This window comes from Kitasatospora indigofera (assembly GCF_014655955.1).
GTDB lineage: Bacteria > Actinomycetota > Actinomycetes > Streptomycetales > Streptomycetaceae > Kitasatospora > Kitasatospora indigofera.
The window spans coordinates 1-527 of record NZ_BNBO01000196.1 but is presented as its reverse complement, the minus strand read 5'-3'; the positions used below and the strand labels follow the sequence as shown (position 1 = coordinate 527).

The following is a 527-nucleotide window of genomic DNA, read 5'->3' as shown; positions in this document are numbered from 1 at the left end:
TTGCCGCGTGCGCGTTTGAGGACGAGGGTGGCGTCGGCGGCGCCGGCGAGGCCGTTGGTGCCGGAGACTTCGGCGAGGAAGTCGTCGGAGGCCATCTTGCGGACGTGGTGGACGAGGATGACGGCGACGGCGAAGTGGTCGGCGATGGCCTTGATGTGGCCGATGGCGGCGTAGTCGGCGTCGTAGGCGGATGCACCGGGGGCGGAGGTGCCGCGGACCTTGGCGAAGACGTCGATGACGACCAGGCGCGCGGTGGGGTTGGTGGTGAGCCAGTTGGCGAGCATCTGGGCGCCGCCCTGGGGCATCGGCGGGCACTCGGTCTCCAGGGTGAGGCCGTGCGGTGCGGGGCGGCCGTCGAGGAGCTTGGTCATGCGGTTCTGGAGTCGGCGGCCGGTGTCCTCCAGGGCGAGGTAGAGGACGGGGCCGGCGGTGACGGGGACGGTGCCGAAGGCGGGTCGTCCGGCGGCGACGTCGAGGCCGAGTCCGAGGGAGAGCCAGGACTTGCCGACCTTGGGCGGTCCGGCGAG

Annotated in this window: 1 protein-coding gene; it reads right to left on the bottom strand. The window is 72.3% G+C overall.

Annotation, left to right across the window (positions count from 1 at the left end; translation table 11 throughout):
• Positions 1 to 527 (bottom strand): AAA family ATPase (locus IE329_RS40145; RefSeq protein WP_190216005.1); only part of this gene is annotated, 527 nt, incomplete at both ends.